The organism is Methylobacterium sp. FW102-HT35C08 (assembly GCF_058790235.1).
This window is the reverse complement of sequence record NZ_JBYTCL010000002.1, coordinates 2,666,359-2,691,091: the sequence shown is the minus strand read 5'-3', so window position 1 is coordinate 2,691,091 and position 24,733 is coordinate 2,666,359. Positions and strand designations below refer to the sequence as shown.

At 70.3% G+C, this 24,733-nt stretch carries 20 protein-coding genes; 8 read left to right on the top strand and 12 right to left on the bottom strand.

Going from position 1 to position 24,733, the window contains the following annotated elements:
• Positions 1-27: 27 nt before the first annotated feature.
• Complete coding sequence (locus AC3WSN_RS12805) at positions 28-921, top strand: HpcH/HpaI aldolase/citrate lyase family protein (RefSeq protein WP_492538405.1); 894 nt, start codon at positions 28-30, stop codon at positions 919-921.
• Positions 922-1,024: 103 nt separating this feature from the next.
• Here AC3WSN_RS12805 and AC3WSN_RS12800 read toward each other — a convergent pair whose 3' ends face one another.
• From AC3WSN_RS12800 to AC3WSN_RS12785, 4 genes are all read right to left on the bottom strand, one after another.
• Positions 1,025-1,333 carry a hypothetical protein gene (locus tag AC3WSN_RS12800; protein WP_492538404.1) on the bottom strand — a complete coding sequence of 103 codons (309 nt, stop codon included), beginning with the start codon at positions 1,331-1,333 and terminating at the stop codon, positions 1,025-1,027.
• Positions 1,330-3,627 carry an FdhF/YdeP family oxidoreductase gene (locus AC3WSN_RS12795; protein WP_492538402.1) on the bottom strand — a complete coding sequence of 766 codons (2,298 nt, stop codon included), beginning with the start codon at positions 3,625-3,627 and terminating at the stop codon, positions 1,330-1,332. Before AC3WSN_RS12795 ends, AC3WSN_RS12800 begins: the two co-directional genes overlap by 4 nt.
• A 323-nt stretch (positions 3,628-3,950) precedes the next feature.
• Positions 3,951-5,027 carry a quinone-dependent dihydroorotate dehydrogenase gene (locus tag AC3WSN_RS12790; protein ID WP_492538400.1) on the bottom strand — a complete coding sequence of 359 codons (1,077 nt, stop codon included), beginning with the start codon at positions 5,025-5,027 and terminating at the stop codon, positions 3,951-3,953.
• The gene (locus tag AC3WSN_RS12785; RefSeq protein WP_192709044.1) at positions 5,024-5,374 is read right to left on the bottom strand and encodes a DUF952 domain-containing protein; all 351 of its coding nucleotides are present in this window, start codon (positions 5,372-5,374) and stop codon (positions 5,024-5,026) included. Before AC3WSN_RS12785 ends, AC3WSN_RS12790 begins: the two co-directional genes overlap by 4 nt.
• A 315-nt stretch (positions 5,375-5,689) precedes the next feature.
• Here AC3WSN_RS12785 and AC3WSN_RS12780 point away from each other — a divergent pair, with 315 nt between their 5' ends.
• The 3 genes from AC3WSN_RS12780 to AC3WSN_RS12770 all read left to right on the top strand — a co-directional run bounded on the left by AC3WSN_RS12780 (position 5,690) and on the right by AC3WSN_RS12770 (position 8,608).
• Complete coding sequence (locus tag AC3WSN_RS12780) at positions 5,690-6,322, top strand: S24 family peptidase (protein WP_192709043.1); 633 nt, start codon at positions 5,690-5,692, stop codon at positions 6,320-6,322.
• 107 nt (positions 6,323-6,429) lie between these two features.
• Positions 6,430-7,527 carry a two-component system sensor histidine kinase NtrB gene (locus AC3WSN_RS12775; protein WP_492538397.1) on the top strand — a complete coding sequence of 366 codons (1,098 nt, stop codon included), beginning with the start codon at positions 6,430-6,432 and terminating at the stop codon, positions 7,525-7,527.
• Positions 7,528-7,636: 109 nt separating this feature from the next.
• A complete protein-coding gene (locus tag AC3WSN_RS12770) occupies positions 7,637-8,608 on the top strand; it encodes a TIM44-like domain-containing protein (protein ID WP_492538395.1) in 972 nt (323 codons plus the stop codon).
• Positions 8,609-8,654: 46 nt separating this feature from the next.
• On the opposite strand, the gene rsmA is transcribed toward AC3WSN_RS12770, so the two are convergent.
• The 5 genes from rsmA to lptF form a co-directional block, all read right to left on the bottom strand.
• A complete protein-coding gene (gene rsmA / locus AC3WSN_RS12765; RefSeq protein WP_492538393.1) occupies positions 8,655-9,533 on the bottom strand; it encodes a 16S rRNA (adenine(1518)-N(6)/adenine(1519)-N(6))-dimethyltransferase RsmA in 879 nt (292 codons plus the stop codon).
• 9 nt (positions 9,534-9,542) lie between these two features.
• Positions 9,543-10,661: a 4-hydroxythreonine-4-phosphate dehydrogenase PdxA gene (gene pdxA / locus AC3WSN_RS12760; RefSeq protein ID WP_492538390.1), complete on the bottom strand. Its 1,119-nt coding sequence runs from the start codon at positions 10,659-10,661 to the stop codon at positions 9,543-9,545.
• Between the two features lie 289 nt (positions 10,662-10,950).
• Positions 10,951-13,530 carry an LPS-assembly protein LptD gene (locus AC3WSN_RS12755; RefSeq protein WP_192709038.1) on the bottom strand — a complete coding sequence of 860 codons (2,580 nt, stop codon included), beginning with the start codon at positions 13,528-13,530 and terminating at the stop codon, positions 10,951-10,953.
• A gap of 77 nt (positions 13,531-13,607) precedes the next feature.
• A complete protein-coding gene (gene lptG, locus AC3WSN_RS12750; protein WP_192709037.1) occupies positions 13,608-14,696 on the bottom strand; it encodes an LPS export ABC transporter permease LptG in 1,089 nt (362 codons plus the stop codon).
• A gap of 7 nt (positions 14,697-14,703) precedes the next feature.
• Complete coding sequence (gene lptF / locus AC3WSN_RS12745; protein WP_492538388.1) at positions 14,704-15,864, bottom strand: LPS export ABC transporter permease LptF; 1,161 nt, start codon at positions 15,862-15,864, stop codon at positions 14,704-14,706.
• A gap of 181 nt (positions 15,865-16,045) precedes the next feature.
• Between lptF and AC3WSN_RS12740 the strand changes: the two genes are divergently transcribed.
• From AC3WSN_RS12740 to msrP, 4 genes are all read left to right on the top strand, one after another.
• Positions 16,046-17,557 carry a leucyl aminopeptidase gene (locus AC3WSN_RS12740; RefSeq protein ID WP_192709035.1) on the top strand — a complete coding sequence of 504 codons (1,512 nt, stop codon included), beginning with the start codon at positions 16,046-16,048 and terminating at the stop codon, positions 17,555-17,557.
• A 99-nt stretch (positions 17,558-17,656) separates the two neighbouring features.
• A complete protein-coding gene (locus AC3WSN_RS12735) occupies positions 17,657-18,391 on the top strand; it encodes a hypothetical protein (RefSeq protein ID WP_373622627.1) in 735 nt (244 codons plus the stop codon).
• A gap of 100 nt (positions 18,392-18,491) precedes the next feature.
• Positions 18,492-20,246: an AMP-binding protein gene (locus tag AC3WSN_RS12730; protein WP_492538385.1), complete on the top strand. Its 1,755-nt coding sequence runs from the start codon at positions 18,492-18,494 to the stop codon at positions 20,244-20,246.
• Positions 20,247-20,396: 150 nt separating this feature from the next.
• Positions 20,397-21,347 (top strand): protein-methionine-sulfoxide reductase catalytic subunit MsrP, encoded by a 951-nt coding sequence (gene msrP / locus AC3WSN_RS12725; RefSeq protein ID WP_492538383.1) that lies wholly within the window; start codon positions 20,397-20,399, stop codon positions 21,345-21,347.
• Between the two features lie 180 nt (positions 21,348-21,527).
• Here msrP and AC3WSN_RS12720 read toward each other — a convergent pair whose 3' ends face one another.
• The 3 genes from AC3WSN_RS12720 to AC3WSN_RS12710 all read right to left on the bottom strand — a co-directional run bounded on the left by AC3WSN_RS12720 (position 21,528) and on the right by AC3WSN_RS12710 (position 24,723).
• Complete coding sequence (locus tag AC3WSN_RS12720) at positions 21,528-22,418, bottom strand: LysR family transcriptional regulator (protein WP_192709032.1); 891 nt, start codon at positions 22,416-22,418, stop codon at positions 21,528-21,530.
• Positions 22,419-22,678: 260 nt separating this feature from the next.
• A complete protein-coding gene (gene trxB / locus AC3WSN_RS12715; RefSeq protein ID WP_492538381.1) occupies positions 22,679-23,659 on the bottom strand; it encodes a thioredoxin-disulfide reductase in 981 nt (326 codons plus the stop codon).
• A 14-nt stretch (positions 23,660-23,673) separates the two neighbouring features.
• Positions 23,674-24,723, bottom strand: coding sequence for a mitochondrial fission ELM1 family protein (locus AC3WSN_RS12710; protein WP_492538379.1), 1,050 nt, complete (start codon positions 24,721-24,723; stop codon positions 23,674-23,676).
• Between the last annotated feature and the right edge of the window lie 10 nt (positions 24,724-24,733).

Sequence of the window (24,733 nt, the reverse complement as noted above, 5' to 3'; positions counted from 1 at the left end):
CCGGGCGGCCGCATGAGGGAGGAGCCCATGGCAACGACGACCGACCTGCGCCTGCGCCGGAGCGTGCTGTACATGCCCGGCTCCAACCAGCGAGCCCTCGACAAGGCGAAGTCGCTCCCGGTCGACAGCATCATCCTCGACCTCGAGGACGCGGTCGGGCCGGAGGAGAAGGAGATCGCCCGCGAGCAGGTCTGTGCCGCCGTCAAGAGCGGGGCTTATGGCAGCCGCGAGCTGGTCATCCGCGTCAACGCCCCCCAGACGCCATGGGGCGAGGCGGATCTGCACGCGGCGATCGAGGCCAAGCCGGACGCGATCCTGATGCCGAAGGTGTCGTCCCCGGCCGTGCTGGAGAGCATCGCCGACCGGCTTGAGTCCCTCGACGCGCCGGAGGGCATCGCGATCTGGGCGATGATCGAGACCCCGGCCTCGATCCTGAACATCCAGGAGATCGCCCGCGCCAAACGCGATCCCCGCAACCGCCTGACCTGCCTCGTCCTCGGCACCAACGATCTTGCCAAGGACACCTGGGCGAAGATCGTCCCCGGTCGCGTGCCGATGCTGCCCTGGATGATGATGGCGCTGGCTGCGGCCCGGGCCGAGGGGTTGGCCATCCTCGACGGCGTCTACAACGACATCGCCGACACGGAGGGGTGCCGCGCGGAGTGCCGGCAGGCGCGCGATCTCGGCTTCGACGGCAAGACCCTGATCCACCCGACGCAGCTGGAGCCGGCCAACACCTCCTTCGCGCCGACCGAGGAGGAAGTGCGCCGGGCCAAGCTGGTCATCGAGGCGTTCGAGCGGCCGGAATACGCCAAGCGCGGCGCGATCAAGCTGGAGGGCCGGCTCTACGAGCGGCAGCATCTCGGCGTGAACCGCCGGGCGGTGACCTGGGCCGAAGCGATCAAGGCGAAAGGGTTCTGAGCGCAGCGCCGCCCGATATCCGTGCACCCGTCCTGGCGAGCGGAGCGAAGCCATCCAGGGTAACGCCACATCCTAGTCTGTCGCGCTGCCCGGGGTCACGTCGCTACGCTTGTGATGACGGCGGAGCCGACGGTGCCGAAGCTCTTGAATCGGAGGTCGTGTAGCGCGTCCGCTGCGTGCGCCCGTCGCGCGCCGTCACGGCGACCAGCCCGGCCTCCTCAAGCCCGGCCACCGCCCGCAGCACGAGGGCGTGCTCCACCCCGAAGGTGCGGGCGAAGGCGCGGGTGTCGCCGGGCAGGCCGAGGTCGAGCGCGGCCAGGAGACCCGCCTCCAGGGACGTCAGCCCGGGATGCGCGGCCGACATCCGGTCCAGGGCGGCGACGAACGCCGCCTCATCGGGCGTGTCGCTCACGCCGCCGCGCGCGCCTGCAGGGTAACCAGCACCGACTTGGAGGTCGGCGTGTCGCTCTTCTCGCCGAAAGTCGAGAGCGGCACCAGCACGTTCAGCTCCGGGTAATAGCCCGCCAGCGATCCCCGCGGCATGTCGAACGGCACGAGCCGGAAATCCTCGGCTCGCCGGGTGATGCCGTCATCGTGCGTGCCGACGATGTCGACGCGCTCGCCCAGCCGCCCGCGGATCTCCGCGAGATCGTCCGGATGGGCGAAGACGACACGGCGCTCGCCATAGACGCCCCGGTAACGGTCATCCAGGCCGTAGATCGTGGTGTTGTACTGGTCGTGGCTGCGGAAGGTCTGCAGCACGTAGGTGTCGCGCGTCTTCTGGGCGGCTTGGTGCTCAGTCTCCGCCGGCAGGGTGTCCGCCGAGAAGTTAGCCCGGCCCGTGGCGGTCTCGAACACCCGCTCGGCGGCGAGGTTGCGCAGCATGAAGCCGCGCGGCTTGCGCACCCGGGCATTATAGCCGGCGAAGCCCGGGATTGTGGCGGCGATTGCCTCGCGGATCCGGTCGTAATCGGCGGCGAACCCCGCCCAGTCGATGGACGACGACCCGACCGTTGCCCGGGCCATGCCCGCGATGATGGCGATCTCCGAGCGCAGCTCCTTCGAGGCCGGCTTATTGATGCCGCCCGACCCGTGGACCATGCTCATCGAATCCTCGACGGTCACGATCTGGATCTTGCCCTCGTCGTTGCGGTCGATCTCGGTCCGGCCGAGGCAGGGCAGGAGGTAGCCGACCGTGCCCGGCACCAGATGGGCGTGGTTGAGCTTCGTGGCGATGTGCACGGTGAGCCGGCAGGAGGCGAGCGCCTGAGCGACCACTGGGGTGTCGGGGGTCGCCCGCAGGAAGTTGCCGCCGAGCCCGATGAAGGCCTTCGACGTGCCGTCCCGCATGGCGCGGATCGCCGCCAGGACGTTGTGGCCGTGCCGGCGCGGCATGGCGAGGCCGAAATGCTGCTCCAGGGACTCCAGGAAGGCGGCGGCCGGGCGCTCGTTGATGCCGACGGTCCGGTCGCCCTGGACGTTGGAATGGCCGCGCACCGGGCACAGGCCCGCGCCGGGCCGGCCGATATGGCCGCGCAGGAACAGGAGGTTGGCGATCTCCCGGATCGTCGCCACCGAGTGACGATGCTGGGTCACGCCCATGGCCCAGGTCGCGATGACCCTTTGCGCCCCGAGATAGACGTCCGCCATCGCGGCGATCTCGTCCATGGTCAGGCCGGATTGGTCGAGGATCGCGTCCCAGGAGGTGGCGTCGACCGCGGCCCGGTAGGCCTCGAATCCCGCGGTGTGGTGCTCCACGAACGCGCGATCCAGAAGCGAGGGCCGGCCGGCCGCCAGGGCCTCGGCCTCGCGGGCGAACACCACCTTGGCGATGCCCCGGAAGGCCGCCATGTCGCCGCCCGAGCGCGGCTGGAGATAGTGGCTGGCGATCGGGCGGCTGGCGCCGCGCAGCATCTCGACGGTGTTCTGCGGGTCGGCGAAGCGCTCCAGGCCGCGCTCGCGCACCGGGTTGAGCACCACGACCTTGGCGCCGCGCTCGGCCGCCCGGCGCAGGTCGCCGAGCATGCGCGGATGGTTGGTGCCGGGATTCTGGCCGACGCAGAAGATCGCGTCCGCCTTCTCGAAATCCTCCAGCAGCACCGTGCCCTTGCCGATGCCGATCGCCTCGATCAGCGCGACGCCGCTCGCCTCGTGGCACATGTTCGAGCAGTCGGGGAAGTTGTTGGTCCCGTAGGCGCGGGCGAAGAGCTGGTAGAGGTAGGCGGCCTCGTTCGAGGCGCGGCCCGAGGTGTAGAACTCGGCCTGATCCGGGTGATCGAGCCCGCGCAGGGTTGCGCCGATCTCCGCGAAGGCCTCGTCCCAGCTCACCGGCAGGTAGCGGTCGCTGGCCGCGTCGTAGCGCATCGGGTGGGTCAGGCGGCCCTGGCCCTCGAGCGCGTAATCGCTCCAGCCTCGCAGCTCGGTCAGCGTGTGCTTGGCGAAGAAGGACGGCTTCGTGCGCTTGTCGGTGGCCTCCCAGGAGACCGCCTTCACGCCGTTCTCGCAGAATTCGAAGGACGAGCCGTGCTCCGGGTCGCCCCAGGCGCAGCCGGGGCAGTCGAACCCGTCGGGCTGATTGGCCTTGAGCAGGGCGCGGGCCCCGGTGAGCGGCGCGCGGCTGCCAAGTAGGTGCTTGCCGCAGCTCTTCAGAGCGCCCCAGCCGCCGGCAGCGGATGAGCGCTTGGAAGACCCTTCAGACTGGGCCATGAACCGTCCTGGATTGGGTGACGCGAGGTGTCTCGCAGACGCGAGATAAGCGTCTCCGCGCGGCCCTCACAATGGCGTGCGCGCGCAGGCCCCTCATGCACGGGACACAGGCTAAGCTCCCGCTCCGCAAAGCGTTTCTAAACTGTGCGGCGAAGTTGGGTCATCCTAGTCGTGAGGTGTTCAGGTCCCGGGACCCGCTCCGTCATCGCGAGTGCAGCGAAGCGACCCAGGGCAGCGCGACCTGGATCAATGTGGCGCTGCTGGATCGCTTCGCTCCGCTCGCAAAGACGGACTTGCGCGGCCCCTTGGGTCCGGGATCCGGATCACGCGCCGCGCGCGAGATCCGCGGCGTCGCGCCCGACGACCTGCCGGAGCGCGGTGATGCCTTCCTCGTTCATGCGCCGCACCAGCCCCGCCTTGATGCGTCCGACGAGGCCAGGCCCCTCGTAGACCAGCGCCGAGTAGAGCTGCACGAGGCTGGCGCCGGCGAGGATCTTGGTCCAGGCGGCCTCCGCGGAATCGACGCCGCCGACCCCCACCAGGGGCAGGCTGTCTCCGACCCGTAGGCGGGTCTGCGCCAGCATCCGGGTCGCCGGCCCGAACAGCGGGCGGCCGGACAGCCCTCCGGTCTCCCGGGCGAGGGCCTGCTCGACCAGGCTCGCGGGTCGCGCGACCGTGGTGTTCGAGACGACGAGGGCCTGCACGCCGCGCCGGAGCGCTGTCGCGCAGACCGCGTCGAGGGCGTCCAGCGCCATGTCGGGAGCGATCTTCAGGAGGATCGCGGCCGAGGCGCCGGCCGCGTCGCGGGCCGCGACGGTCCGGGCGAGCAGCTCGTCCAGGAAGGCCTCGCCCTGGAGGTCGCGCAGGCCCGGCGTGTTGGGCGAGGAGACATTCACGGTGACGAAATCGACGAGCGGGGCCAGCGCCGCCGTGCAGGCCGCGTAGTCGGCGAGGCGGTCGACCGAATCCTTGTTGGCGCCGATGTTGACGCCGACGATGCCGGGCCGTCCTGTCCGGCCGCGCAACCGGGCCGCCACGACATCGAGCCCTTCGCTGTTGAGGCCGTAGCGGTTGATCACCGCGCGGTCCGCCGCGAGGCGAAAGACCCGCGGCTGCGGGTTACCCGGCTGGGGCCGCGGTACGACCCCGCCGACCTCGACGAAGCCGAAGCCGAGGCCGAGCAGCGCGTCGGGCACACGGGCGCCCTTGTCGAAGCCGGCCGCGAGGCCGACCGGATTGGGAAAGCGGCGGCCGAGCAGATCGACCGCGAGGCGGGGATCGTCTTCGCGCCTCCGGCCGGACGGCAACAGGGCGAGCGCCCGCAGCGTCAGATCATGGGCGCGCTCGGCATCGAGGCCGTGGAGCAGCGGCCGGACGAGGGGAAAGGCGACGTCGATCATGCCGGCAGAAGCCCGGCCGGAAAGACGTGGCGCCCATCCGCGCCGAGGGGGAGCGCATCGACCGATCGCACCGCCGTAAGCGGCAGCGCGCCGTAGAGATGCGGGAACAGATCGCCGCCGCGGGAAGGCTCGTAGCGCAGGTCATCCCCGAGCGCCCCGGGCTCGACGGCGACGATGAACAGATCATCCTGTCCGGCGAAGTGGCGGGCGGCGGTCTCAGCGACCTGGGCGGCCGTGGAAAAGTGGATGAAGCCGTCCTGCCGATCGACCGGTGCGCCGGTGAAACGACCTGCGGCCTCCGCCTCGCGCCAAAGCGCGCGTGGACAGATCTTGTAGATGAGCGGCATCGAAGCTCCCCGAAAACCGACGCGTCGATAGAGGCGCCGCGCATCCTCGGCAACTCCGGGACTCCCGTCGGATTCGAGGAGCGATTGCATTCTGCTGCCCGTAGTTCTACTTTCCTACGACTAGGCTGACCGTCACAAAGCCGTGTCCGAGGCGGGAGACCCGTACCGGACCGAGAAATGTCTAGTATTTCGGCGCGTACCCGGCGGGTGCTGAGCGTACCTGGCGGAAAGATCGTCCCTTTGCCTCCGAGGCAGCCGAAGCCCGGCTGCGAGACGGGGGCGCCAGCCCGCTCACGGTGAGCCTCCGAGCCCGCTATGCTGTCGCACGAGCAGATCTGGAACGCCATCGACAGGCTCGCCGAGCGGCACGGCTTCTCGGCCTCCGGGCTGGCCCGGCGGGCGGGCCTCGATGCCACGAGCTTCAACCGCTCGAAGCGCGTGGGCGCCGACGGGCGCAAGCGCTGGCCGTCGACCGAGTCGGTGTCGAAGGTGCTTGCCGCGACCGGGTCCAGCCTGGACGAGTTCCTGCGGCTCATCGAGGCCCGGGAGATCCCGGCACGCACGATGGTCCCCCTGATCGGCCTGACCCAGGCCGGCGCCGGCCGCCTCTTCACCGACGAGGGCATGCCCACCGGGGGCGCCGGCTGGGAGGAGATCGAGTTTCCGGATCTCGGTGAGGAACGGGCCTTCGCCCTAGAGATCCAGGGCGATTCCATGCTGCCGCTGTTCCGCGACGGGGACGTGCTGATCGTCTCGCCGACCGCGAGCGTGCGCAAGGGCGATCGCGTCGTGGTTCGCCTGCATGGCGGCGAGGTGCTCGCCAAGGAATTGAAGCGGCGCACCGCCCGTACGGTGGAGCTGGCCTCGCTCAACCCGGAGCACGAGGACCGGCTGCTGAACCTCGGCGAGGTCGCCTGGATGGCCCGGGTGATGTGGGTGCGCCAGTAGCGGGCCGGTTCGGTGGCCGATCGCACGCCGCGGCTTGGCCACGACACGGTTCGTCGCTATCGGTTGCCCGTCGCGGATCTTCCGCATCCGCTCAGCGCGAAGTGAGCATGGCGCAGCCGGGTACGGGTCATGGAGCAGGTCCGGGCGCACCGCTCACGGATGAAGCCCGCAGGCTGCTCGACGCCCTGCCGACGGCGAGCCTCCTCTTCGATGCGGAGGGCCGGATCCTTTACGTGAATCCGTCCGCCGTACGCCTGACCGGCTTCCCGGCGGCCGACCTCATCGCGCGCGGTCTCGACCTGATCCTTGCGCCGCGGGGAAACGCGCCCGATCCGCTTCAGGACGGCGATCAGGAGTTTCCCGCCACCGGCGCGGACGGAACGAGCTTCTGGGCCTGCCTGACGACGGTGCCGCTGCCCGGCTCGGCCTGCCGCGTCGGGCAGATCCTGAACGTCACGGGCCGCCGCGAGGCGGAGGGTGCGCTCGCGCTGTCGCGCCAGCGCGAGGCGCTCGGCCTGCTGACCAACAGCGTGGCGCACGAGTTCAACAACTTCCTGCAGATCCTGATCGGCTACATCGACGGCCTGAAGCGCCGCCTCGGCGACCGCCAGGAGCCGTTCATCCAGCGGGCGATCTCCCGCTCCGCCGATGCGACCGAGCGGGCCGCGATCCTCACGCGCCAGCTGCTGGCCTATTCGCGGCGCATCGCCCCGGAGGTGCGCGCGGTCGATCTCGACGCGATCGTGGCGGAACTCGCCGGACGCCTCGCACCCGACCTGCCATCCGGGATCCGCCTCGTCGTGTCGGCGACGCCGGGCCTGCCGCGGGCGATCAGCAACCCGACGCAGATCGAGTTCGCCCTGCGGCATCTGGTCGCCAATGCCTGCGAGGCGATGCCGTCCGGCGGCACCCTCACCCTCTCGACCTTCCGGGTCGATCCCGGCGATCGGGCGATGCAGCAGCCCGACGAGGGCATCGTCGGGATCGCGGTTGCCGATACCGGCCAGGGAATGTCGCCGGAGATGCTCGCCCGCGCCCTGGCGCCGTTCCAGACGAGCCGCGAGGCCGGGCGCGGGGCGGGCCTCGCGATCGTGCACGGCCTGATGAAGCGCCAGAACGGGACCATCACCCTCGACAGCCGGCCGGCCGAGGGCACGCAGGTCCGGCTGTCGTTCCCGGCAGCGCCCGATCGCACGCTGCATTAAGCACGCTGCGCTCCGGAATCATCGCGCAGGACTAAAACCCGCGCTGAGCCGTTCCCATATCGTCACTGGCGCTCTGCGCCGTTCAGTTCTCGTCCCTAGAGGCGTGTACATGCTTACCCAGATTTCGCGCCGCCGGCGTGTGGCCGCCCTTCTGGCGCTGGCCACGGCGCTGACCGTCGCGGCGCCGGTCGTCGAAGCCCGTCCGGGCGGCGGCGGGTCCTTCGGCTCCCGCGGCTCGCGCACCTACACGGCGCCGTCGGCGACGCCGACCGCGCCCGGCGGCGGCATGACGATGCAGCGCTCGCAGACCGCGCCGTCCCCCGGCATGGGCAGCCCCGGCATGCAGGCTCCGGCCGCGACCGGACGCCGGTTCGGCGGCGGCTTCTTCGCGGGCCTGCTCGGCGCCGGCCTGATCGGCGCCCTGCTCGGCGGCGGCTTCTTCGGCGGCCTCGGCGGCCTGGCCTCGATGATCGGCCTGCTGTTCCAGGTCGGGCTCGTGGTCCTCGTCGTGATGATGGCCCTGCGGTTCTTCCGCCGCCGGAACGAGCCCGCCGGCGCCGGTGCGCCCTACGCCCGCTCGTCGCTCGACGATCAGCAGGGGGCACGCGGCCCGATGGGCGGTGCTCAGGGCGGCCCCGCTTCCGGCATGTTCGGAGGCGGCCAGCGCCCGCCGCAGACGCGCCCGGTGCAGATCGGCCCGGCCGACTTCCAGGCGTTCGAGCGGCTGCTCGGCGACATCCAGGATGCGTATTCCCGCGAGGATCGCGTCACCCTCGGCAACCTCTCGACACCCGAGATGGTGAGCTACTTCGACGAGGAGCTGCGCAACAACGCGGCCCGCGGCGTGGTGAACAAGATCTCGGACGTGAAGCTGCTCCAGGGCGACCTGGCGGAGTCGTGGGGCGAGGACCGCACCGACTACGCCACGGTGGCGATGCGCTACGCCCTCAAGGATGTGATGATCGAGCGGAACAGCGGCCGCGTCGTCCAGACCGACTCCTCCGAGGCGACGGAGCTGTGGACCTTCCTGCGCCAGCCCGGCCGCGGCTGGGTGCTCTCGGCGATCCAGCAGACGCGCTGAGTGCGACCGCGCTCCGGCCTCCGGGCCGGAGCTGCAATCATCTCTTTCACGCCGGCGCCGTCACCGCGGTGCCGGCGTTTCTGTGTGCGTCCCACAGATTGGCAAGATCCACGAAGCCCGCGACCGGGACTTCCTCGGCCCGCGCCGTCTCGGACAGCCGGGCCGCGGCCAGCAGGGCGCCGGCATCCGGAGTCAGCGCCTTGAGGCTCTGGCGCAGCATCTTGCGGCGCTGGCCGAACGCCGCCCGGGTGACGGCTTCCAGCGCCTTGGCCCGGCAGGGCAGGGGCTGCGCACGCGGCAGCAGCCGCACCACGCTCGACGTCACCTTCGGGGGCGGCACGAACGCCGAAGGGCTGACGTCGAATAGGATGTCGGCCTCGGTGCGCCAGCCGCAGAGGACGCCGAGCCGGCCGTAATCGGCCCGGGTCTCGGGCCCGGCGACGATGCGCTCGGCGACCTCGCGCTGGAACATCAGCACCGCCTGATCCCACCAGGGCGGCCAGACCTCGCCGTCGAGCCAGCCGGTGAGCAGCGCGGTGCCGACATTGTACGGCAGGTTGGCGACGATCCGGGCCGGACCCGAGCCCACGAGCGGCCGCGGATCGAAGGCCAGCGCGTCTGCATCGACGACGTGAAGCCGGCCCGGATAGTGGGCGGCGATCTCGGCGAGGGCCGGCAGGGCCCGCGGGTCGCGCTCGATCGCCACCACGCGCGCGGCGCCCTCGGCCAGGAGCGCGCGGGTCAGGCCGCCCGGTCCGGGGCCGACCTCCACCACCGTGACGCCCTCCAGCGGCCCGGCGGCCCGGGCGATCCGGCCGGTGAGGTTCAGATCGTAGAGGAAGTTCTGGCCGAGGGCCTTCTTGGGCTCCAGCCCGTGCCGGGCGACGACGTCGCGGAGCGGCGGCAGGCCGTCACTGGCGGTCACGGCGCGCGCTCACAGCTCATCCTCGGGACCGAAGTGCCGGGCGCCGGCCGTCGGCGGTCGGCCGGCATAGACGCTGAACGGGATGACCTCGGCCCCGCCGGGCGCCGCTCCGGTTCGGCCGGCCTCGGTCGCCGCGAGCCTGTCGGCGAGACGCAGGGCCGCGATCAGGCTGTTGGGCCGCGCGACGCCCTTGCCGGCGATGTCGAACGCGGTGCCGTGATCCGGCGAGGTGCGCACGAACGGCAGCCCGAGGGTGACGTTCACGCCGTCGTCGAACGCGATGGTCTTGATCGGGATCAGGGCCTGGTCGTGGGTCGGCGCCAGGGCGACGTCGTAGGTCTCCCGGGCGCGGGCGTGGAACAGCGTGTCGGCGGGCAGGGGCCCGCGGATGTCGATCCCCTGCGCCCGCAGCCTCGCCACCGCGGGGGCGAGCACGTCGCGATCCTCGTGGCCGATCGTGCCGGCCTCGCCGGCATGCGGGTTCAGACCCGCGAGCACGAGGCGCGGCTCGGGCAGGCCGAAGCGGTCCCGCAGATCCCGGGCCACGATGGTCGCGGTCTCCTCGACGAGCTCCTGCGTCAGGAGGCCCGGCACGTCCTTGAGCGGGACGTGGATCGTCACCGGCACCACCGAGAGACCGGCGCTCCAGATCATCATGACCGGCCGGGGCGGCGTGCGGCCGGCGGGCACCGACAGGGCGGCCAGGAACTCGGTGTGACCCGGATGGGCGAAACCGGTCCGGGTCAGCACGAACTTGGCGATCGGGTTGGTCACCACGGCGGCGGCGCGGCCGGCCTTCACGAAGCCCACCGCGGCCGTGATCGACTCGATGGTGGCGCCGGCGTTGACGGGATCCGGAATGCCGGGCGCGGCGGTCACGCTCGCGCCGCTCGGCAGCGGCACCACGGGAAGGGCGCGGGGAAACACCTCGGCCGCCGTCTCGGGATCGACCTCGGCCACGGGGACCGGCCGGTTCAGGCGGTGGGCGAGGCGCTCGATGAAGGCCGGATCCCCCACGAGGAAGAACGGCGGCAGCGGCGCGGCGCCGCCGCGCCCGAGCCAGGCGCTGAGCGCCAGCTCCGGACCGATCCCGGCGGGGTCTCCGAGGGTGAGGGCGAGGGGCGGCATGGACGGTCTATAGCGCCCGCGCGGCGCGGGCGCATCCTCGTCGCGGGCGGTTCGTGAGGCGCATCGCGGCCGGTGCGCTGTCCTCCGTCATTCCGGGGCCGCGCAGCGGAGCCCGGAATACAGAACCACAACCGCGCCGAACTGCGGCAGCGGCGGCGCGTCGGGGCTGCCCGCCTTCGGCGGCCCTCCGGGTCCGGGCTCGCCCGCGGCGCCCCGGAAGGACGGGCTGCTTCGATCAGGCCGCCGGCGCGGATCCAGGAAACCGGTCGCCGCAGCTTGCGGCGGGGCCTCACCGCACCGAGGCGATACCGTCCGCCGTGGTGGCGGTGCCGACGTTCTGGCGCAGATCCGCCTCGCCCAGGGTCTTCAGCTCGACCCGCAGCAGCACGGTCTGGTTGCGCTCGCGCACGCCGGTGGCGGTGGCGATCGGCGAGTTGATGTAGTTCAGCGAGACGGTGGTGCACTCGTCCTGATAACCGCCGCCGAAGCTCGCGCCCGACAGGTAGAACCGGCCCGGGTTCTGGTAGAGCGGCACGGTGCCGATCGGGTTCGCCAGGTAGGACGTCAGCGCGTCCGTGTAGGTGTTGCGCACGTCGAGGTAGTGCGTCAGGTCGACGAGCAGCGAGCCCGAGAGGAACCAGTTCGGCGTGATGTTGTAGGTCGCGGTGGCGGTGATGCCCTCGCGGTAGTGGCTGTAGCCGAGCAGCGGCTGCGCCTCGTAGTACGAGTAGAAAGCCGACACGGTCAGGGGCAGGAACGGCGCGAACCGCGCCGTGGCGCCGGTCTCGAACCGCGCGACGTGGAAGTCGGCCTGGTTGAACCGCGCCCGGGTGATGAACGTGATGTTCTGGTTCGGCGAGACCTGGAACCGGCCGACGAAGTCCGACCGCTGCGTCTCGAGGCCGGAATCGAGCCCGACATTGGCGATGTCGCCGCGCCGGAACGAGTTGACGCCCGCGAGCTGGATCGACTCGCCGAACAGCACGTTCGCGTACCAGCCGGACGGGGTCACGACGGAGTACTGGCCGCCGAGGTTGGTGCGCACGCCGCCCTCGACCCGGTCGTAGCCCGAGAACTTGTCCCACTCGAACAGCGACGTGTCGTCGAACACGAGGCTCTGGGCATCCTCGTTCGGCAGGCGGCCGATCCGGGTCTCGGAGGGACGCGCGATGATCTGGCCGATCGGCTCCAGGGTGTGGACGCCGAGTGCCCCGAAATTGGCGACGAACGGGTAGCGGTAGTCGAGGCCGACGGCCGGCATGACCCGGCCGGCGAAGCCGTCATCGATCTTGGCCACCTGCGGCGCGAGGTCGTTCTGGTAGCCCGAGAAGCTCGGGTTGGTGAAGAACGCGTCGGTGCGTAGATACGCGAACGGCGTGAACTTCTGGCCGAGGTCGTCGATGAAGCTGCGGCGCCAGGACAGCTCGGCGGAGGCGCGGGTGTTGGTGCCGGCCAGCCCCTGGATCAGGCAAGTGCCGCGCTGGAAGATCGTGCAGGTCTGGTAGAGCGGGAAGCTGACGCCGTTCACGCTCGGCGAGAACAGGTAGCTCGAGGTCCGCGGCAGGCCCTGGTACTGCGTCGTCTCGCGGGTCAGGCTGGTGATGTTGGCCTGGAAGCGCACCTCGCCGCCGATCTCGGCGGGGCCGTTGATGCGCTTGTCGTAGTCGATGACCGGGGCGACGATCGGCTGCTGCTTCTGCCAGTCGAAGCTCGACAGGCCCTTGAAGTAGTAGCCCCGCGCCTCGAACCACGAGCGGTCGCCCTGGCCGATCAGGAAGGCGGTCGAGGTCGCCTCGCGGAAATAGTCCGTGGTGATGTTCTGGTTGCGGATCCGGTAATTGTCGAGGAACCACTTGTCGGTGACGCCGACGAGGTCCCAGCCGGTGCGCCAGCGCGGGTTGATGTAGAATCGGCCCTGCGATTCCACTGAGCCGCGGAAGTCGCGCTCGCCGGCACCCAGCGGGCTCGGCAGAAAGGCCGAGGGCGTCGTCTGCGAGATGCCGGACAGGCGGATGTTGTAGAAGCCGTTGTCAATCCGCTGGCGGAACTCGCCCTGAGCGAGCAGGCCCTGGCGGCTGAGCAGGGTCGGCGTCAGCGTCAGGTCGTAGTTCGGCGCGAGATTGATGAAGTACGGGAGCGACACGCCGCTGCCGAGGGCGGTCGTCGAAATGAAGCGCGGCGTCAGGAAGCCGGTCTTGCGCTTCACGGTCGGATCCGGCGCCTCGAAATACGGCAGGTAGGCGACCGGGATCCCGGCGAGTTCCAGGGTGGACTCGTCGAAGTAGACCGTGTGGGTCTCGTTGTCGTGGATGATCTTCTTCGCCTTGATCTGCCAGAGCGGCGGTGTCTCGGGGTTGTCCTTACAGGGCTCGCACGCGGTGTAGCTGCCGGACTCGAAGCTCGTCTGCTCGCCGTTCAGCCGCTCGGCCCGCGGCGCGGAGAACCGGGTGCGCACGGTCTCGAACTTGCGCTGGACGGTCTGCTGGCCGCGGAACGCGTCGACGAAGCCGGTCTTGAAGTCGTCGGTGAGCTCCATGCGCTCGCCGGTCACGACCCCGCCGTCGGCCTCCGTCAGGCGGACATTGCCCTCGGCGAAGACCCGGCCGGTGTTGCGGTCGTAGCGGACGCGGTCGGCCTGGAGCGTGCGCGGGCCGTAGTGCAGCTCGGCATTGCCGCGGGCCGTCACGGTGCTGCGGTCGTTGTCGTAGATCAGCTCGTCGGCCTCGACGAGGAGCTTGTCGCCGGGCTTGCCGGCCTTCACGGCGGGCAGACCTTGGGCATGCGCGGACACTCCGCCGGCCAGGGGCACGGCGAGCGCCAGCGCGGCCAGGAGCCCGGCCTTCCGCAGGATGTCGGCGACCTTACGCAACGCGTGTCCCAACCCCTGTGACGTCCACCGCCACGAACCTCAACACCCGTCTCCCTGCCCGCGAAGGATCGCGGATGTCAGCCGTCTTCCTGGTACAGAAGCGTGAGCGTACCGAGAAGACTGCCTACCACGGCGGGGAACCAGGCCGCCACCGGTGCAGCGACGAGTCCGGACGCGCCCAGCCCCTCCATGACCTGTCGGATCACGTAGAGGGCGAAGCCGGCCGCGACGCCACCGAGGACGAGTTTGCCGACACCACCAAAGCGGAAGAACCGTAAGGAAACGGTTGCCGCGACGATAACCATGGCGACGAACAGCACCGGCCTTGCCCACAGGACATCGTACTGGAGGCGGTACCGGGTGGCGTCCAAACCGGCCCGCTCGGTGCGCGCGATGGTTGTGGGAAGTTGCCAGAAAGGCACAGATTCCGGCGGGGTGAAGCGCTGGCGCACCTGCCCGGGGTCCAGGTTCGAGGCGATCAGGTAGGTGTCGAACGACTCGGGCGGTGCGTCCGGTGTGAGAACGCGCACATCGGAGAGCTCCCAGTAGCCGTCGTGGAGCGTCGCGCGGGCCGCCACGAGCTGCTCGGCGAACTTCCCGGCCTCGTCGAAGGTGAAGACCGAGACGCCGGCGAGCGTCGTGCTGCCCTCGATCGCCGTCTCGGCGCGCAGGATCGCCTCGCCGTCGGATCCCCGCTGCCGGATCCACAGGTCCTTGCCCGAGCCGGCCTTGGTGGCTTTGGCGAAGATCTTCGCTTCAATTTCGGTCGAGCGCTGCTTCAGCATTGCCGAGACCGGGTTGTAGACTCCGACCGCCAAGGCGCCGAGCGCCAGCGCCACGAAGACGCCCGGCTGCAGGAACTGCCACGCGGAGATCCCGGCGGCCCGGGCGACCACCAGCTCCAGCTTGCGCGAGAGCTGGAGCAGGGCCGCCATCGACCCGAACAGGACCGCGAAGGGCAGCACGCCTTCCGCCACCGCGGGGGTTCGGTAGAGGGAGAGCTGCGCCATCAGCCCCGTGGAGGCGCCCTGGGTCTCGCCGGCCCGGCGCAGCAGCTCGACGAAATCCAGCGTGTAGACCAGCGCGAACACGGTGACGAAGACGCCGAGCACCGTGCGAGCGAAGCGGGCGGCGAAGTACCGCCCGAGGGTCGGACCGATCAGCATCATCGGATCAGGCCGCCGGCGCGAGGCGCTGTCCGCGCATCAGGCCCCAGGTTCCCCGGACCAGGGCGGCGTTGAACGCGCGCACCCGCGGGCCGAAGAAGATCAGGAGGCAGGAGAGCCCGATGGCGAGCAGCGGCGCGCCGTAGACGGCCGCCACCGCAGCCGGGCTGCGCGCGGCGGCGCTCACCGCCGCGAAACCCGCGATGCGCAGGCCGACCACCGCGAGGATCGCCCCGGCGACCGCGAGGCCGCGTCCTTGGCGGGTGGTGCGGGGATCGCCCAGGGCCGCGAAGGCGATGAAGACGAGCGCCAGGGGGTACAGGCAGGCCGAGAGCCGGTCGTGCAGCTCGGCCCGGAAGCGGCCCTTCTGGAGCTTGTAGTAGCCCTCGGTCGTATCGGGGAACAGGAGCTGCGCCGTCGAGCGCTCGCGCGGCTTGTAGATCGTGTCGGAATCAGGCGGCGCGAACGCCGCGAGATCGATCGTGTAGCGCTCGAAGGTCAGGATCGAGGAATCGCGCGAGTCCTTCTGCTGCTGGTGGACGCTGCCGTTCTCCAGGATCAGGTAGCTCTGGCCGTCGATGTCGACCGCGTTGCCCCGGTCGGCGAGGTAGACCTTGGTCTTTCCGGCCTCGCGCCGGTCCTGGATGAACAGCCCCTTGAGGGTGCCCCCCGGCCCGCGCTCGCGGAAGTGGAAGGTGATGCCGTTGTCGAGCTGGGTGAACTGCCCTTCCTTGACGACGTTGGCGATGAAGTCGCCGCGCACCCGGGTGATCACGTCGCGCAGCTCCTGGAAGCTCGCCGGCATGACGACCACTACAAGGAAGCTCGTCAGGAAGCTGACGATCAGCGCCAAGGTCAGGAACGGCCGCAGGAGCGAGCGCGGCGGCATCCCGGCCGCCGACATGACGATCAGCTCGGAATCGCCGTTGAGCTTGTTCAGCGCGTAGATCGTGCCGATGAACAGGGCCACCGGGGCGATCACCACGAGGAGAGTCGGCAGCGACAGGCCCGTGACGAACAGGAAGACCAGCAGGGTCTGGCCCTTGGCGGTCACGAGGTCGAGCTCGCGCAGCGCCTGCGTCAGCCAGATCGTCCCGGTCAACCCGACCAGGCAGGCGAGGGTGGCGCCCAGGGCGATCCGAAAGATGTAGCGTTCGATCTGCCTCATCGGCCCGGCAGCCCCGCTCGTCCTCTCGCGCCCTCGGGGCCGCAGGGACCCGACAAAAGGGGCGATTCCAGGGCTGTCGCGCCGCGTTGCGTTCTCCGCCTCAGCGGCTACACAGGGCGAATGACCTGTGCGGCGCGCAGGTGCGTAGTGCAGCTCCGGGATAACGGTCAGGGCGACGGGCATGGCGGACGGTATCGAGATCGGGTTCGGCCCCCTGGAGCAGAGCGGCCAGGGTCCCGGCGGATCGGGCGATCTCGTGGTTTTCGTCGGCGACGACCTCGTCCTCGGAGCGGCGGCCCGCGACGCCCTGGGCGCTTCCGGGGCCGATCTCGTCGCCCGCGCCGCGTCTTCCGAGAAGTTCAAGGGCCGCTCGCTGACGGCGCTCAGCCTCCCGGCCCCGGCGGGCGTCAAGGCCGACCGCCTCGTGGTCGTCGGCCTCGGCTCCGACAAGGACCGCGCCAAGACCGACTGGCCGGCGCTCGGCGGCTTCACCGCCAGCAAGGTGGCGGGGCGGACCGCCCGGGTGGTGCTCGACTGGCCGGGCGCGACGGTGACGGCGGCGCAGGCCGGCGAGTTCGCCCTCGGCGCGCGGCTGCGCAACTACACCTTCGACCGCTACAAGACCAAGAAGAAGCCCGATGCCGACGACAAGTCCGGCACGGCGCTGACCCTGCTGCTCGCCGACCAGGGCGCTGCGGCGCGCGAAGGCGAGAACGCCCGGACGCTGTCGGATAGCGTGATCCTGGCGCGCGACCTCGTGAACGAGCCGCCGAACGTGCTCTTCCCGGAGGAGTTCGCCCGGCGCGCCTCGGAATTGTCGCAGCTCGGCGTCGAGATTGAGGTGCTGGAGCCCGCGCGGATGCGCGAGCTCGGCATGGGCGCGCTGCTGGCCGTGGCGCAGGGCTCCGTCCGCGAGCCGCGGCTCGTGATCATGCGCTGGAACGGCGGCCCCGCCGGCGAGGCGCCCGTGGCGCTGATCGGCAAGGGCGTGATCTTCGATTCCGGCGGCATCTCCATCAAGCCCGGCGGCGGCATGGAGGACATGAAGGGCGATATGGGCGGCGCGGCCGCCGTCGTGGGCGCGCTCCGCGCGCTCGCCGCCCGCAAGGCGCGCTGCAACGTGGTCGGCGCCATCGGCATCGTCGAGAACATGCCGGACGGCGGCTCGTACCGGCCCTCCGACATCGTGACGTCGATGTCGGGCCAGACCATCGAGGTGATCAACACCGACGCCGAGGGCCGCCTCGTGCTGGCCGACGTGATCACCCACATCGTCCGCAGCGCCAAGCCCAAGGCGATCGTCGACCTCGCGACGCTGACCGGCGCCATCATCGTGGCGCTCGGCCAGGACATCGCCGGGATGTTCTCGAACGACGACACGCTGGCGAGCAACATCAACGCCGCCGGCGAGGCGACGGGCGAGAAGGTCTGGCGGATGCCGCTGATCCCCGCCTACGACAAGGCGATCGATTCCAAGTTCGCCGACATGAAGAACACCGGCGGCCGTCACGGCGGCGCCGCCACCGCGGCCTCGTTCATCAAGCGCTACGTCGAGGACGTGCCGTGGGCGCATCTCGACATCGCCGGCGTGGCGATGTCGTCGAACGCGAGCGAGATCAATCGCAGCTGGGGCGCCGGCTGGGGCGTCCGCCTGCTCGACCGGCTGATCCGGGATCACTACGAGGCCCGGTAGGATCGCGCGCGGGCCGTCCGCGGACGGCCCGCCATCAAGCCCGCTCACGGAGCGGGCCGACCCCGCGTTTCGGACGCCGCGCCCGGCTCGGGACCCTGCATGATGCCTGCGCCCTCGCACGCCGCCTTCCAGCCGACCGCGACAGGCCTCGCGGCAGGCCAGCACCGGGGCGGCAATCTTCTGCAGGCCTCGATCCCGATCCTGGCCATGCTGATCGCCGTGGCGCTCGTGGCAGGGACCGGCTTCAGCCAGCGCTCGGCGGTCCCGGAGGTCGCCGAGCCGTGGGTCTTCGGGTACTTCGCCGGGCGCTATCCGCTCTTCGCCTTCGCGCTGGTCTACGGTCTCGCGCACCTCGCGACGGCGGCGGCGGAGCCGGGTCCGGCCTCCGTCCCGCGCCGGGTCCTGTTCGGCCTCGCCGGCGCGGCATTCCTGCTGCTCGCCGGCCTCTACCCGACCTTCGGGGGTCTCGTTCTGCGCGCCGGCTTCGCGACGGGCGGGATGGCGTTCCTCACGCATCAGCCCCTCTGGCTGGCCTACGCGCTCGGCGCGGGCGTGGCGGCGGCGGTGTTCGGCGGCGTGCTCGGCCTCTTCGTGATCGCGGCGAACCGCGCCCTGAGGCCGCGGCTCAGCCGGATCGGCTCCGGACTCCTGGCCTTCCTGGCTCTCTGGTTCGGCGCGGCCGTGATCGGTCTCGGCGGCAGCCTGGGCCTCGGCCCCTGGCCGCACCGCGCGCTGCGGCCCGACGAGGCCGGTCTGGCCGCGCTCCTCCTGGTCGCCGCCGCCCTGCCGCATGCCGCGCTGGCGACAGTGAGCCGGCATCGACGCGGCGCCTGAGGCCCGCGCCTTGCGGGCCGGCCTCCGTTCCCGCAGAGTTGCCGGGTTCTGCGTTGGGGGGACTCGGCCGTCCAGAGCCGTGCCCACGGGAGGCATCGCGATGCATGAGGCGAACGTGATCGTGCACGGCGCTCAAGCGCCCAGGTCCGTACGGAGGCCGTCCCCACCGACCGATCTGGCGTCGGATCGCCCCTGGCTGGCCTCGTACCCGGCCGGTGTCCCGGCCGAGATCGACGTCGCGGGCCTCGGGACGCTGGTCGGCCTGTTCGAGTCCAGCGTCGCCGCCTTCGCCGATCGCCCCGCGATGCTGTGCTTCGGCTCGGCCATGACCTACGCCACCCTCGGGCAGCAGACGCGCGACCTCGCGGCCTGGCTGCAGGGGCAGGGCCTGGCGAAGGGCGACCGCGTCGCGATCATGCTGCCGAACGTGCCGGCCTACGCGGTGGCAATCTTCGGCGTCCTTCTCGCCGGTGGCACGGTGGTCAACACCAACCCGCTCTACACGCCCCGCGAATTCGCCCAGCAGATCAACGATTCGGGCGCACGGATCCTGATCGTCTTGGAAAATTTCGGCGCCACGGTCGCGGCGGCGCTACCGGACGTGAAACTCGACCGGGTTGCCCTGGTCGGCCCCGGCGACGGGCTCGGGCTCAAGGGTCAGGTGATCAACCTCGCCAGCCGCCACGTGCGCAAGGCGGTGCCGCCGTTCCAGCTGCCGGACGGTCTGGCGGTGCCGTTCACCACCGTCCTGCGCCGGGGCCGCAGCCTGCCGCGGGCCTCGGCGCGGGTCGAGCCGGAGGATCTGGCGTTCCTGCAATACACCGGCGGCACGACCGGCATCGCCAAGGCCGCGATGCTCAGCCACCGCAACATCATGGCCAATGTCGAGCAGTCGCAGCTCTGGTTCAACTCAAAGGATCCGAGCATCCGGCGCTGCGCGGTGACGGCCCTGCCGCTCTACCACATCTTCGCGCTGACCGCGTGCTTCTTCCAGTTCATGCGCAACGGCGGCGCGTGCCTGCTGATCCCGAACCCGCGCGACTGCGACGGCATGGTGAAGACGCTGAGCCGCACCCGCTTCACCCACCTGATGGGCGTCAACACGCTGTTCAACGTGCTGATCAACCATCCGAAGATCGGCACGGTGGACTTCTCGCATCTCGACTTCGTGGTCGGTGGCGGCACGGCCGTGCAGCGGGCCGTGGCCGAGCGCTGGAAGGCGCTGACCGGCAACACGATCATCGAGGGCTACGGCCTGTCGGAGACCTCGCCGGTGGTCTGCGTCAACCCGCACGGGATGCGCGACTTCTCCGGCACGATCGGCTTCCCGCTCCCCTCCACCGAGGTCTCGATCCGCGACTTAGCCGGAAAGGTCGCGCCCGTCGGGCAGCCGGGCGAGATCTGCGTCCGCGGTCCGCAGGTGATGCGCGGCTACTGGAACCGCCCCGAGGAAACGGCCCGCGCGATGACCCCGGACGGGTTCTTCCGCACGGGCGACGTCGCGGTGATGCAGGCCGACGGCCAGTTCCGCATCGTCGACCGGATGAAGGACATGATCCTCGTCTCGGGATTCAACGTCTATCCGAACGAGGTCGAGGACGTCCTGGCTGCCCACCCGGCCGTGCTCGAATGTGCCGTGGTCGGCGCGCCGAGCGAGGAGACCGGCGAGATGGTCGTCGCCCACATCGTCCTGAAGGATCCTTCGGTCTCGACCGATGCCATCCGCGCCCACGCGCGCACCCAGCTCACCGGCTACAAGGTCCCCCGGCGGGTGGTCCTGCACGATACGCTGCCCAAGACCAACGTCGGCAAGGTGCTGCGCCGGATGCTGCGCGACGAGACGCCCCCGGCCTGATCGCGGGATGCCGGCCTGCGTCGCGACGCCGCCCTCGCGGCGCGTAACCGCAACGCGCACGGCGCCGAAAGGTGATGCTGCGGCGCTTGCGCCCCTGTCGGCACGGGCCGATCTGTGGGTTGTGCGCATAGGACATCCGAGGAGGCGGCCATGTTGATCAAGCGCAAGCGCGGTTGGGAGATTCCGGAGCATCTAGCCACGCCGGAGGCCGTCTTCCTGAACCGGCGCGCGCTGATCGGCGGTGCGGCCGGACTGGCGGCCGGATCGCTCCTGGGCGGCCGATCTGTCCTCGCCGCAGGCGATCAACCGCTCTACCCAGCGCCGCAGAACCCCGCCTACACCCTCGACCGGCCGCTGACGCCGGAGCGCTTCAGCGCCGACTACAACAATTTCTACGAGTTCGGTACATCGAAGACGGTGCTGCCGGCCGCGAACGCGCTCAAGACCCAGCCCTGGACGCTGAAGATCGACGGGCTCGTAGAGAAGCCCTTCGAGATCGGCGTCGACGACCTGATCCGGAAGGTCGGCCTCGAGGAACGGCTCTACCGACACCGCTGCGTCGAGGCGTGGTCCATGGCGGTGCCGTGGACGGGCTTCCCGCTCTCCAAGCTTGTGGGGCTCGCCAAGCCGACCTCGGGGGCGAAGTACATCCGCTTCGAGACGTTCATGGACAAGGCGATGGCGCCCGGTCAGCGCGCGTTCTTCTATCCCTGGCCCTACACCGAAGGCCTGACGCTCGCGGAGGCCGGGAACGACCTCGCCTTCATGGTCACCGGGATCTACGGCAAGCCGCTGCCCAACCAGTTCGGCGCACCGATCCGCGTCGCGGTGCCGTGGAAGTACGGCTTCAAGTCGGCGAAGTCGCTGGTGAAGGTGTCGTTCACGGCCGACAGGCCGAAGACCTTCTGGGAAGGGCTCCAGGCATCGGAATACGGGTTCTGGGCCAACGTGAATCCGGCTGTTCCGCATCCGCGCTGGAGCCAGGCCACCGAGCGCGTGCTCGGGACCGACCAGCGCGTGCCGACGCTGATCTACAACGGCTACGGCGAGCAGGTCGCGGGCCTCTACAAGGGGCTGGAGGGCGAGCGGCTGTTCGTGTGATGCGGCTTCCGCTCGACCGCTTCGGTCGATGCGTTCCTCGCCGTCATGATGCGTAAGGCGAAGCGACCCTGGGCAGCGGAACGTCGGAAAGCGTCGCGCTGCCTGGATTGCTTCGCTCCGCTCGCAAGGACGGCGGGGCCGATGTGAACGACGGAAGCGGATATGAACCGCGCGCAGCGCTCAGTAGGTCCAGCGCTGCGCCTTCGAGACCAGGAAGTCGCGGAACGCCTGGACCCGTGCCACCGAGCGCATCTCCTCAGCATAGACGAGATAGCTCTCGAGGCTCGGCATCTCGGTGTCGCGCAGCACCTGCACCAGCTGCTGGTCGCCGTCGACCGCGTAATCCGGCAGGATGCCGATCCCAGCGCCGGCCTCCATGGCGCGCTGCAGGGCACCGATGTTGTTCACGGTGAGGTGCACGTGGCGCCGCTCCCGCCCGTCGCGGCCGGCATCGGCCAGCCAGTGCGCGGCGAGGAGGTATGACGGCTCGTTGCCGCCGAACGACACGAGGCGATGGTCGTCGAGATCCTCGATCGTCTTCGGCTCGCCGAAGCGCTTGACGTAATCCTGGCTCGCGAAGGCGTGGTAGTGGACGGTGAACAGCCGCCGCTGGATCAGATCCGGCTGGGCCGGACGCCGCATGCGGATGGCTACATCCGCCTCACGCATGGCGAGATCGAGCTCCTCGTTGGTGAGGATCAGCTCGATCCGCACGTCCGGGTAGAGGTCGAGGAACTCGCCCACACGCTGCGACAGCCACGACGTCCCGAGCCCCACGGTCGTGGTGACCTTCAGGTCGCCGGTCGGACGCTCGGAGGTCTCGACGAGCCGCGCCCGCGTGTTCTCCAGGCGGAGCTTCATGTCGCGCGCGGCGCGGAACAGAAGATCGCCCTGCTCGGTGAGGAGCAGACCCCGCGCATGGCGGTGGAACAGCGGCGCCTTCAGTTCGCGCTCCAGGGCACTGATTTGCCGGCTGACGGCCGACTGGCTGAGCCCGATATCGTCGCCCGCCTTGGTGAAGCTGCCCGCCTCCGCGACGTTGAGGAAGATCCGGATCTTATCCCAATCCAAGGCAAGAACCCCTACCAGCGCGAGCTCGTCGCCCATGCCCGAAGGAGCCGGGCAGGCGGCGTACGAAGCGGATCACCGGGCGAACTGCGCGGTACCGATGGCGGACAGGCACTCCCGGCACCGCGCGGGTATGCAATTGCTGCATCCCGGCGCAGTCAGCACTCCTATGCGCATGGTGCATGATCCGGCGCAAGCACCCGGATCGGGAAGTTGTTGAAAGCACGGCCCGCCAGCACCGGTTGTGTGCTGGCGTCGGCGCCTCATTCGGCCGCGGCGGCCTGGACCGGGCTCTCGCCGATCTCGAGATTGACCAAGAACTTCTCGGCCTCGAGGGCGGCCATGCAGCCCATGCCGGCGGCGGTGATCGCCTGCCGGTAGACGTCGTCCGTCACGTCGCCCGCCGCGAAGACGCCCGGGATCTCGGTCTCGGAGGTACCGGGCTTCACGCTCAAGTAGCCGCCGTGGCGCATCGACAGCTGCCCCTCGAAGATCGCGGTCGCCGGCTGATGGCCGATGGCCACGAACACGCCGTCGGCCTTCACCTCGCTGATCTCGCCCGAGCGCGGATCCTTGAGCCGGACATGGGTCACGTTCGGCGCGGGCTTCTGCACGCCGCAGATCTCGGCGATCTCCCGGTGCCAGAGCACCTCGACGTTGGGATGCTTGAACAGGCGCTCCTGCAGGATCCGCTCGGCCCGGAAGCTGTCGCGGCGGTGAACAACCGTCACCTTGCTGGCGATGTTGGCGAGGTAGAGCGCCTCCTCGACCGCGGTGTTGCCGCCGCCGACCACCACGACCTCCTTGCCGCGGAAGAAGAAGCCGTCGCAGGTCGCGCAGGCCGAGACGCCGCCGCCCTGGAAGGCCGCCTCGGAGGGGATACCGAGCCACTTGGCCTGGGCTCCGGTGGCGATGATCAGGGCATCGCAGGAATAGGTCTCGCCGGAATCGGCCTCCAGCCGGAACGGCCGCTGCTTGAGATCGACCTTCGTAATGTACTCGGAGACGATCCGAGTGCCGACATGCTCGGCCTGGAGTCGCATCTGCTCCATGAGCCACGGGCCCTGGATCGCCTCGGCGAAGCCCGGGTAGTTCTCGACATCCGTGGTGATCATCAGCTGGCCGCCCGGCTGGAAGCCGGAGATCAGCAGCGGCTCGACCATGGCGCGGGCGGCGTAGATCGCCGCCGTGTAGCCGGCGGGTCCCGAGCCGATGATCACGAGCTTGGCGTGGGTGTGGGCCATCTGTCTCGATCTCCTCAGGCCGGTCCGGCCGCGCGGCGCGCAGCATAGGCGTCGGCGAGCGCCTGCGCGATCACCGGCGTGGCATCGATGGGCTTGTACGTCAGATCCGCCAACTGACCGGTGAACGGGCGCAGAGCCCCGGCGATCGCCAGCCCGGCGAACATCCGCCGATGCCGGATATAGGTGCGCGGCAGGTCGAACAGCAGGACCGGCGCACCGGTGGACACGGCCTCGCTGACCATGTTGGCCGAATCGGAGGTCACGACGATCGCCTCGGCGAGCGCCAGCATGGCGACGTAGGGGTTCTCGCCGGTGCCGTCCCAGAGAAAACCGCCGGTCTCGGCGGCAAGGGTTTTGACGGCGTCCCGGAGCGGGTTCGGCGTCCGGCGGGAGATCGTCACCATCAGCCGGCAGCCCTGCTGGGCCAAGCCGCGCAGATCCTCGACGAGGCGGGCCATATCGGTTTTGCGGTAGCTCAGGTGGCGGCTGTCGCCGCCGACCAGCACCGCCACGCGCGGGCCGTCGAGGCGCGCGAGCCGGGGATCCGGCCGGGCGCGGGCTGCAGCCAGGCGCGCCGCGGTGACCAAGTGCGGGGCCGTCAGGGTGGTGAAGACGTTGGGACCGCGCAGGTCGTCGTAATCCGGCACCCAGATGAAGTCGGCACTGTCCGCGCCGGTCCGGGGATCCTTCAGGAAGGCTGTGAACGTTCGGCCGGCCGTTGCGCGGCGCACCGCCCGCAGATAGGGCACCGACCGGCGCCCGGAAGCGATCAGGAGATCTGGATAGTGTCCCGACAGGGCGCCGCCCCGGCGGCGCGGCCCCTCGCGCGGATCGATCGGTCCCCAGGGCGCCATCCAGCCGAACGGCCCGGAGGCCGGCACCTGTCGGATCTCGAAATCGAGGCCCAGCGTCTCGGCGATGCCGACGCACTGGTTCTCATCGCCGGCCTTTCCGTCGGTGACGATCCAGGCGCGGGCGCGGGCCAGTTCGGGCAAAGGTTGAAATCGCGCGTCCGGGCGGTTGCGCAGGGCGGATGTCGCCTCCGTCACATCGATGCTTGCCATGCGCTTTGCT

Excerpts from the sequence above, each read along its gene's own strand:
- AC3WSN_RS12805 (WP_492538405.1), top strand. The coding sequence starts at position 28 with ATGGCAACGACGACCGACCTGCGCCTGCGCCGGAGCGTGCTGTACATG.
- AC3WSN_RS12795 (WP_492538402.1), bottom strand. The coding sequence starts at position 3,627 with ATGGCCCAGTCTGAAGGGTCTTCCAAGCGCTCATCCGCTGCCGGCGGC.
- AC3WSN_RS12790 (WP_492538400.1), bottom strand. The coding sequence starts at position 5,027 with ATGATCGACGTCGCCTTTCCCCTCGTCCGGCCGCTGCTCCACGGCCTC.
- AC3WSN_RS12785 (WP_192709044.1), bottom strand. The coding sequence starts at position 5,374 with ATGCCGCTCATCTACAAGATCTGTCCACGCGCGCTTTGGCGCGAGGCG.
- AC3WSN_RS12780 (WP_192709043.1), top strand. The coding sequence starts at position 5,690 with ATGCTGTCGCACGAGCAGATCTGGAACGCCATCGACAGGCTCGCCGAG.
- AC3WSN_RS12775 (WP_492538397.1), top strand. The coding sequence starts at position 6,430 with ATGGCGCAGCCGGGTACGGGTCATGGAGCAGGTCCGGGCGCACCGCTC.
- AC3WSN_RS12770 (WP_492538395.1), top strand. The coding sequence starts at position 7,637 with ATGCTTACCCAGATTTCGCGCCGCCGGCGTGTGGCCGCCCTTCTGGCG.
- pdxA (WP_492538390.1), bottom strand. The coding sequence starts at position 10,661 with ATGCCGCCCCTCGCCCTCACCCTCGGAGACCCCGCCGGGATCGGTCCG.
- lptG (WP_192709037.1), bottom strand. The coding sequence starts at position 14,696 with ATGCTGATCGGTCCGACCCTCGGGCGGTACTTCGCCGCCCGCTTCGCT.
- lptF (WP_492538388.1), bottom strand. The coding sequence starts at position 15,864 with ATGAGGCAGATCGAACGCTACATCTTTCGGATCGCCCTGGGCGCCACC.
- AC3WSN_RS12740 (WP_192709035.1), top strand. The coding sequence starts at position 16,046 with ATGGCGGACGGTATCGAGATCGGGTTCGGCCCCCTGGAGCAGAGCGGC.
- AC3WSN_RS12735 (WP_373622627.1), top strand. The coding sequence starts at position 17,657 with ATGATGCCTGCGCCCTCGCACGCCGCCTTCCAGCCGACCGCGACAGGC.
- AC3WSN_RS12730 (WP_492538385.1), top strand. The coding sequence starts at position 18,492 with ATGCATGAGGCGAACGTGATCGTGCACGGCGCTCAAGCGCCCAGGTCC.
- msrP (WP_492538383.1), top strand. The coding sequence starts at position 20,397 with ATGTTGATCAAGCGCAAGCGCGGTTGGGAGATTCCGGAGCATCTAGCC.
- trxB (WP_492538381.1), bottom strand. The coding sequence starts at position 23,659 with ATGGCCCACACCCACGCCAAGCTCGTGATCATCGGCTCGGGACCCGCC.
- AC3WSN_RS12710 (WP_492538379.1), bottom strand. The coding sequence starts at position 24,723 with ATGGCAAGCATCGATGTGACGGAGGCGACATCCGCCCTGCGCAACCGC.